This is a genomic window from Aeromicrobium sp., assembly GCF_014378035.1.
Lineage (GTDB): Bacteria > Actinomycetota > Actinomycetes > Propionibacteriales > Nocardioidaceae > Aeromicrobium.
Genome location: NZ_JACMOM010000120.1, coordinates 1 through 7409 on the forward strand (window position 1 = coordinate 1; position 7409 = coordinate 7409).

At 67.2% G+C, this 7409-nt stretch carries 7 protein-coding genes; 6 read left to right on the plus strand and 1 reads right to left on the minus strand.

What is annotated here, in order from left to right; all coding sequences use genetic code 11:
* From H7290_RS05925 to H7290_RS05940, 4 genes are all read left to right on the plus strand, one after another.
* Positions 1 to 2819 (plus strand): Rne/Rng family ribonuclease (locus tag H7290_RS05925; protein WP_290513095.1); only part of this gene is annotated, 2819 nt, incomplete at its 5' end.
* 45 nt (positions 2820 to 2864) lie between these two features.
* Complete coding sequence (locus tag H7290_RS05930; RefSeq protein WP_290513096.1) at positions 2865 to 3890, plus strand: permease; 1026 nt, start codon at positions 2865 to 2867, stop codon at positions 3888 to 3890.
* A complete protein-coding gene (locus tag H7290_RS05935; protein WP_290513098.1) occupies positions 3883 to 4644 on the plus strand; it encodes a TIGR03943 family protein in 762 nt (253 codons plus the stop codon). Before H7290_RS05930 ends, H7290_RS05935 begins: the two co-directional genes overlap by 8 nt.
* Positions 4625 to 6049, plus strand: coding sequence for a hypothetical protein (locus tag H7290_RS05940; RefSeq protein WP_290513100.1), 1425 nt, complete (start codon positions 4625 to 4627; stop codon positions 6047 to 6049). Before H7290_RS05935 ends, H7290_RS05940 begins: the two co-directional genes overlap by 20 nt.
* Positions 6050 to 6141: 92 nt before the next feature.
* On the opposite strand, the gene H7290_RS05945 is transcribed toward H7290_RS05940, so the two are convergent.
* Positions 6142 to 6414, minus strand: a complete 273-nt coding sequence (locus H7290_RS05945) for a DUF4031 domain-containing protein (protein ID WP_290513102.1) — start codon at positions 6412 to 6414, stop codon at positions 6142 to 6144.
* Positions 6415 to 6491: 77 nt separating this feature from the next.
* On the opposite strand from H7290_RS05945, the gene H7290_RS05950 reads away from it, so the two are divergent.
* Positions 6492 to 7055, plus strand: a complete 564-nt coding sequence (locus H7290_RS05950) for a hypothetical protein (protein ID WP_290513103.1) — start codon at positions 6492 to 6494, stop codon at positions 7053 to 7055.
* Between the two features lie 143 nt (positions 7056 to 7198).
* The coding region (locus tag H7290_RS05955; protein ID WP_290513104.1) for a bL21 family ribosomal protein at positions 7199 to 7409 on the plus strand (211 nt) is incomplete at its 3' end.

Below are 7409 nucleotides of genomic sequence, written 5' to 3' on the forward strand. Positions count from 1 at the left end.
CGGGCCGCGCGCCCCCCGCCAGGCGCGGGCGCAGGGCCCCGGCCAAGAGGGCCCCGCCCGCCCCCCGCAAGCGCCCCGCCAAGGCGCCCGCCGAGACCGTCCCCGTCGAGCCCGCGCCCGGGGAGCCCGCGCCGGCCGAGGAGGTTCCCCTCACCGAGGAGGAGCTCGCCGCGCAGGCCGCGCTGCTGCAGGCCGGCCCGGTCGTCGTCCCCCAGGACCCGACGGTCGTGGACGACATCAGCGGCCAGGACATCAGCGTCGAGGACATCAGCGTCGACGCCCCGTCGAGCCTCGTGACCGACGACGTGCCTGCCCCGGTCAAGCGGACCCGCGCCCGGCGTCCCGCGGCCATGACCTTCCAGGCCCCCGAGCCGGTGGCACCCGCACCGGCTGCGCCCGCACCTGCTGCGCACGCCGACCCGTTCGCGCCGCTCGACGACGAGGCCGACGCAGCCCCCGCGCCCCGCCGCCGCCGCCGCGCCGGGACGAGCGGCGCCGGTGCCCCCGGTGCACTGGTGCCCGAGCTGATCGAGCCCGTGGCCAGCGGCGAGTCACCGGCTGGCGAGCGTCCGGCTGCTTCCGACGACGACGAGGACGACGACCGCCCCCGTCGCCGTCGACGCGGTCGCCGCGGCCGTGGGCCCCGGGCTGAGGGCGAGGAGTCCACCGACAGCGACGACCGCACCGACGCTCCGACCTCGGACGCCTCGCCCTCGGACGCCGAGGCCGACGAGGACGACGGGGACGGCGCGACCGGCACCCGCCGTCGCCGCCGTCGCCGCCGCACCGGCGCCGACGACGGCGTGGGCGAGGCCCCCGCGGCCGCGCCTGTCCGTGAGCCGCGCGCCCCCCGGAACCGCTCGCAGGGCGGTGGCGGCACGGGTGCCACCAGCGCTGACGAGGACGGCGTGCGCGGCATCACCGGTTCGACCCGGATGGCTGCCAAGCGCGTGCGCCGCCAGGAGGGACGCGACTCCGGTCGCACCCGCAAGCCGATCCTGTCCGAGGCCGAGTTCCTGGCCCGCCGCGAGGCCGTCGACCGCACCATGGTCGTGCGCCAGAAGGGCGACCGGACCCAGATCGCCGTGCTCGAGGACGGCGTGCTCGTCGAGCACTACGTGACCAAGGCCAGCGCCCAGGCGTACGCCGGGAACGTCTACCTCGGCCGGGTCCAGAACGTCCTGCCCTCCATGGAGGCGGCCTTCGTCGACATCGGCAAGAGCCGCAACGCCGTCCTGTACGCCGGCGAGGTCAACTACAACGCCTCCGTCGGGGGACGCTCGCGCAGCATCGGGTCGGTGCTGAAGTCCGGCCAGGAGGTCCTGGGCCAGGTCAGCCTGCCCGGTCGCTACCTCGTGTACGTGCCGAACGGCTCGATGAACGGCATCAGCCGAAAGCTCCCCGATACCGAGCGCGCTCGTCTGAAGAAGATCCTCAAAGAGGTGCTCCCCGAGAACGTCGGCGTCATCGTGCGCACCGCTGCCGAAGGCGCGACCGACGAGCAGCTCACCCTCGATGTCAACCGTCTCACCGCGCAGTGGGCCGCGATCAGCGCCACCCTGGAAACGGTGCAGGCGCCGGCCCTGCTGCACAGCGAGCCAGACCTCCTGGTCAAGATCGTGCGAGATGTCTTCAACGAGGACTTCCACGAGCTGGTCATCGATGGCGAGGATGCCGAAGCCACGATCAAGACCTACCTCTCGCAGGTGGCCCCCGATCTCGTGGACCGGCTGAAGACCTATGAGGGCACCGTCGACTCGTTTGACGAGTACCGCATCACCGAGCAGATCGAGAAGGCTCTCGACCGCAAGGTGTGGTTGCCTTCGGGTGGTTCGCTCGTCATCGACCGCACCGAGGCAATGACCGTCGTGGACGTCAACACCGGCAAGTTCGTCGGCTCGGGCGGAAACCTCGAAGAGACCGTGACGAAGAACAACCTCGAGTCGGCCGAAGAGATCGTGCGCCAGCTGCGCCTGCGCGACATCGGCGGCATCATCGTCGTCGACTTCATCGACATGGTGCTCGAGTCGAACCGCGACCTCGTGTTGCGTCGGCTCGTCGAGTGCCTGAGCCGCGACCGCACAAAGCACCAGGTCGCCGAGGTCACCTCACTCGGCCTGGTGCAGATGACGCGCAAGAAGCTCGGGCTCGGCCTCATCGAGTCGTTCAGCGAACCCTGCGAGTTCTGTGCGGGACGCGGCATCATCATCCATCACGACCCGGTAGTGCGACACCGCCAGTCCGCCCAGCCCGAGACGCCCCGTCGCGGACGCGGCAAAGGCGGCAATGGCAACGGCGGCAACGATTCGGGGCGCTCGAACGGCTCGTCGAACAACGGTTCGTCGGCCGCGCAGAAGCCCAACGGTGGAACCCACGCCATCACCGACGACGTGAAGAATGCCCTCGCCCAGATCGCGGCCTCCACGATCGCGCACGCGCACGTCGACGAGCCCGCCGTCGTGGCCTCCGATGCTCCGGCCAAGGATGTCACGGCATCCGCGGTCGCCGTCGAGTCCGCTCCGGTGGCTGCTGTCGAGTCGCCCCAGGTCGAGGCCGTGACGATCGCCGCGGCCGAGGCTGCCGTCGAGATCCTGGACATCCCGGTGAAGAAGAACTCGCGGGGACCGCGACGCATCTCCACCCACGATGCCGAGCAGATCCTCGATTCGGTGCTCGATGCCCTTCCCGAACCGAAGCAGCCGGGGCAGGGGCGCTCACGCGTCTCTCGCCGCGCCTCCAGCGCCGGTACCGTTCGAACCACCGAGCAGCCTGAGCAGTCCGAGCAGTCCGAGCAGTCCAAGGGTTCCGCGCAAGAGTAGCGAGCCGAGGTGGCGTAGACAGCGTCACGTCGTAGGATTCCGCAGGTGGGCATCCGGGTAGCAGAGCGCGAGCGAAGCGGCATCCGGACGCCCACCGTGGTGGGGCTTTCGCTCGGGCTCACCGGCATCATCGGGATCTTCGCCGTGCGTGCCTTCACTCCCGCGCTCGGACCCTGGTCGCTGCCCAACCGCGTGCAGGACCTGCTCACGCTGTCGATCAGCGTGATCATCGAGTCCCTGCCGTTCGTGATTCTGGGGATCGTGCTGTCGATCCTCGTGCAGGTCTGGATTCCCGACCGCTGGATCATGCGGATCCTTCCGCGCAATGCCTTCTTGCGGCGGGCCACGATCTCCTTCCTCGGCATCTTCCTGCCGGTCTGCGAGTGCGGCAACGTACCGCTGGCGCGCGGACTGATGGTGAAGGGATTCACCGTTTCGGAGTCGATGACCTTTCTCCTTGCCGCGCCGATCGTGAATCCGATCACGATCCTCACTACCGGGCAGGCCTTCGGTTTCGACAGCTGGGTCTTCGCGGCACGCCTGGTGGGCGGATTCGTGATCGCCAACGTGATCGGATGGCTCTTTTCGAAGCATCCCGCCCAGGACAGCCTGCTCACCGACCGCTTCGCCGCCGACTGCCGACTGCCCGACGGGCACGAACACGACCAGACCCGCTGGCAGAAGAGCGTGGAACTCTTCACCCGCGAGAGCGCTGTGATCATGCCGGCACTGTTCATCGGGTCGCTCATCGCCGGCCTCGTGCAGGTGGCGGTGCCCCGCGCGGTGCTGCTGAGTCTCGGCAGCAACCCGCTCTGGTCGATTCTCGCGATGATGGTGCTCGCGTTCGTGATCTCCGTCTGCTCCAATGTCGACTCGTTCTTCATCCTGCCCTTCGCCAGCACCTTCATGCCGGGTTCCATCGCGGTGTTCCTCGTCTTCGGGCCGATCATCGACATCAAGATGCTCACCCTCATGCGCACCACCTTCCGGGCGAAGGTACTGGTGCAACTCACCGTGATCGTCGGGTTGCTGAGCGCCCTGATCGGATTGGTCGTGAATTATCTTGCCTAGGTTCACCCGGTGGCAGGGCATCGCCCTATGCGTCGCAGCCCTCATCTCCACGGTCTGGCTGGCCGTGACCAACCAGCTCATCCTCTACATCCACCCGCGGTACATCGTGTTCACCGTGATCATGGCTGGGCTGGGGCTCGTGCTCGTCGTGGCCAGCTTCTGGAAGTCGCCGAAGCCGGATGACCACGACCAGGACCACGAGGAGCCGAGCCCCCGGGGCTACCGCAAAGCGATCTCTGTCGCCGGCACGGTGGTCACCCTCGTGGTCGCTGTCGCCCTCGTCGTTGTACCGCCCGCGACCCTGACCACCGCCACCGCAGACCAACGGGTGATCAACAGCACCCAGGTGGGCCCCAGCACGAAGACCGTGGACTCCGCAGCATCCGCTCCTGCCGGCGCGTTCGCGCGCTTCACCGTGCTCGACTGGTCGTCACTGCTACGCCAGACGACCGACGCGGGCTTCTACCGCGATAAGACGGCGAACGTCATCGGATTTATCACCAAGGACACCGATGACCCGCAAAACGTCTTCTATGTCTCCCGTTTCGTGATCACCTGCTGCGCCGTCGACGCGCAGCCGGTGGGGGTGCCGGTGTACCTGCCCAACTGGCAAGATCGCTTCAGCGCCGATCAGTGGGTGAAGGTGAGCGGATCCTTCGAGACGAATCCGAGCACGAAGAGCCAGCAGTCCATCGCGCTGGTGCCCACCGCGACGACGAAAGTGACTCAGCCGAGTGAGCCATACCTCTACTGACGGCGAGGATGCTGCCGACGGGGCGGCCGGGCCGTTCCGTCGCGCCCTCGCGATCACCATCATCGCCCTGGTGATCCTCGTCGCGGGATTCGCCGGCCTCAACTACCTTCAGGGGCCGAAGTTGTCGAGCGGAAGCGTCGATGTCGATCGTGTGGTCGCTCAGGCCGGACAGCAGCTGCGGCTCTTTGCCAACCAGAGCATCCTCGACGTCACGAAGAAGCACGTGTCGGTGAGTCCGGCGGCGCCGTTCACCGTGAGCACCTCCGGGGCCGTCATCGCGGTGCAATTCACGGACCGCCTTCGCTATGGCACCAGATACACGGTGCGGGTGTCGGATGTCGCCAACGCGTTCCAGCCGCGGGTGTCGACCTTCGACTATGCGTTCACCACGGCTCCGGCCGAGATCTACTATCTCGATCGCGCCGACCCGGCGGCCGGGGCTGGGCAGGTTGATTCGATCATCCGCACCGGGCTGCGCGGCAGTGAGCGCACCGTGGTCTACTCGGCGCCGCGCATCCAGCAATTCGTTGTCTTCGCCCAGGCGATCGCCGTCACGACCCTTGCCGACGATGGCACCAGTTCGCTTTCTCTGGTGGGGCTCTCCAGCAAACTGGTGGAGCAGATCGTGCTGCCGTCGCCGGGCACCATCGATCAGATGCAGGGCGAGTCGGATGCTGGACTGCTCGGCTTCGCCTTCACCAGCGCGGGGCCCACGGTCTCGCGCCAGTACAACTCCGTGCTCATGCGCATCGATCTCACCGGAGCACACACGGTGACCCCGGTGCCCGACCTCGCCGGCAAGCCTCTCGGAGTGTTGGACTGGGGTTTCCTCGGCGGTACGACGAGCATCGTCGCCCAGGGCGAAGACCAGACCGTACTGCTGATCGATGCCGCCAAGGCCGGACCGCCCGTGCCTCTCGGCCAGTACACCGGTCTCGGGCGGAGTTCGCCCGACGGCAAGACGATCGTCGTGAGTGACGTCTTCGGCAAGATCGCCTATTCTCTCGCAGACGGGAAGGAGACGCGCATCCCGTCGCTGCCGATCGCCGGGGCATCCACCTACGGCGGCGATGTCGTGCTGCTCGGGCGCGACACTGCCCGGGTGCAGCAAGTCGCCGTGTTCGACTCGGCGACGGGCGGCAGGTTCCAGAGCTATCTGCTCTACGAGAACGGCACGACCGCGCGGGTGCTCTACCAGTCGAAGGACGATGCCGGCAGTATCGAAGACTTCAGCATTTCGCCGAACGGCCAGTTCGTGGCGGTAAACGTCATCCCGGACTACGCGAACAGCGTCTCCGATGGCTACCCGGTCGACGCGCAGTCCACCTCGATCTCAACAGTCTTCATCGACATCGCGAGCGGAGCCGTCGTGCGCAGCGTCGAGGGCTTCAACGAAAGCTGGTAGCCCCTCTCACCCGTCACCGCCGTGGCAGGGCATCGCTGTGACGCAATGTGGATGGCTGGACGTGCCGCGCCCGCGAGGCGGGCGTGGGGCGGCTACAGGCCGCGACGATCTCGCTGGGACACCCGCAGCCCGCTGTCCCTCAGTCGCTCCACGAGCTGCCGGATGCTCACCGGTTCCGCCCCCGCGGCCACCAGCTCGTGATACCGGCCCTCTGGCACGTCATAGTGATCCCGATCGAAGCCGCGCCGGGGGATGCCCAGCCGACTGGCGAAGTCGTGCAATTCCTCGAGCGAACTGTCACTCACCAGGTGAGACCAGAGCATGTCGTGTGCCGGCCACCTAGGCTGGTCGATCAGGATGGTCATTGGCCGATTCTAAACAGCGCCGATTCACAACACCTCCGTTTCTCCCCTAGAAGATCTCACCAGGAAGGATGAGCGGGATGACTTCACTAGCCCATCGCGTCGTGCGCCAACACGGCTTCCTCGTCGCCCTCGTCTCCGCCCTCGTCGTGCTGGCCGTCAGCCTGATTCAGAACGTGCTGAACGCCCTGATCGGCCAACTCACCTTCCTCGGCTCGAGCGACGTGCCGGCCTGGCAGTGGTGGGCCGGATATGCCACGCAGTTCGCCACCGTCGCCGTGCCCCTGTCCGTCGGGGTGTTCCTCAGCTTCTGGTTCATTGCGCCGATCGGCCCCGAACTGCATGTCGTCCACGTGATCACGCGCTCGGTCCTCGCGGCGGCCGTCGGAGGGACCCTGATCTTCGTGGTGATGCTGGCCACGAACGGATTCTCCCTGGTGACGAACGGCCTGATGGGCCAGATCCGTCTCCCCGCCGACGCGGGGGAGCGCGTGTTGCAGGCGCTCGGGTTCTCCGCGGCGACCGCAGGGCAGCAGTTTTTGAGCGTCGCACCGCTCGTCATCCTCGTGGGAGTGCTGCTGCGCCTGTGGTTGGAACGGCATCCGTCCGAACACGAGATCGTCGGCATCGTCGACACGGCCTGAACACACCTCGCAGCGTTTGACCCCGGCCGCGATAATCGACTATTGTTGACCTTCGGTGTGTGCTGGGCTAAGCCCGCAACCGAATGCACACCAAGACTTCTGCCGAAATCATCGGCAACAGTTCATAGAGTTAGGGTTCCCAAGTGGTTTACGCAGTTGTGCGCGCCGGTGGTCGGCAGGAAAAGATCGAGGTCGGCAGCATTGTCGTTCTCGACCGCATCAAGGCCGACAAAGACGGCAACGTCGAGCTCGTGCCGGTCTTGCTGGTCGATGGCGACACCATCACGCATGACGCGTCGGCTCTCGCGAAGGTGAAGGTGACCGCTGAGGTCGTCGGCGACCTCCGCGGCCCGA

What these genes read in the sequence shown, in the direction of transcription:
- H7290_RS05945 (WP_290513102.1), bottom strand. Translation starts at nt 6,414, where the DNA reads ATGACCATCCTGATCGACCAGCCTAGGTGGCCGGCACACGACATGCTC.
- H7290_RS05950 (WP_290513103.1), top strand. Translation starts at nt 6,492, where the DNA reads ATGACTTCACTAGCCCATCGCGTCGTGCGCCAACACGGCTTCCTCGTC.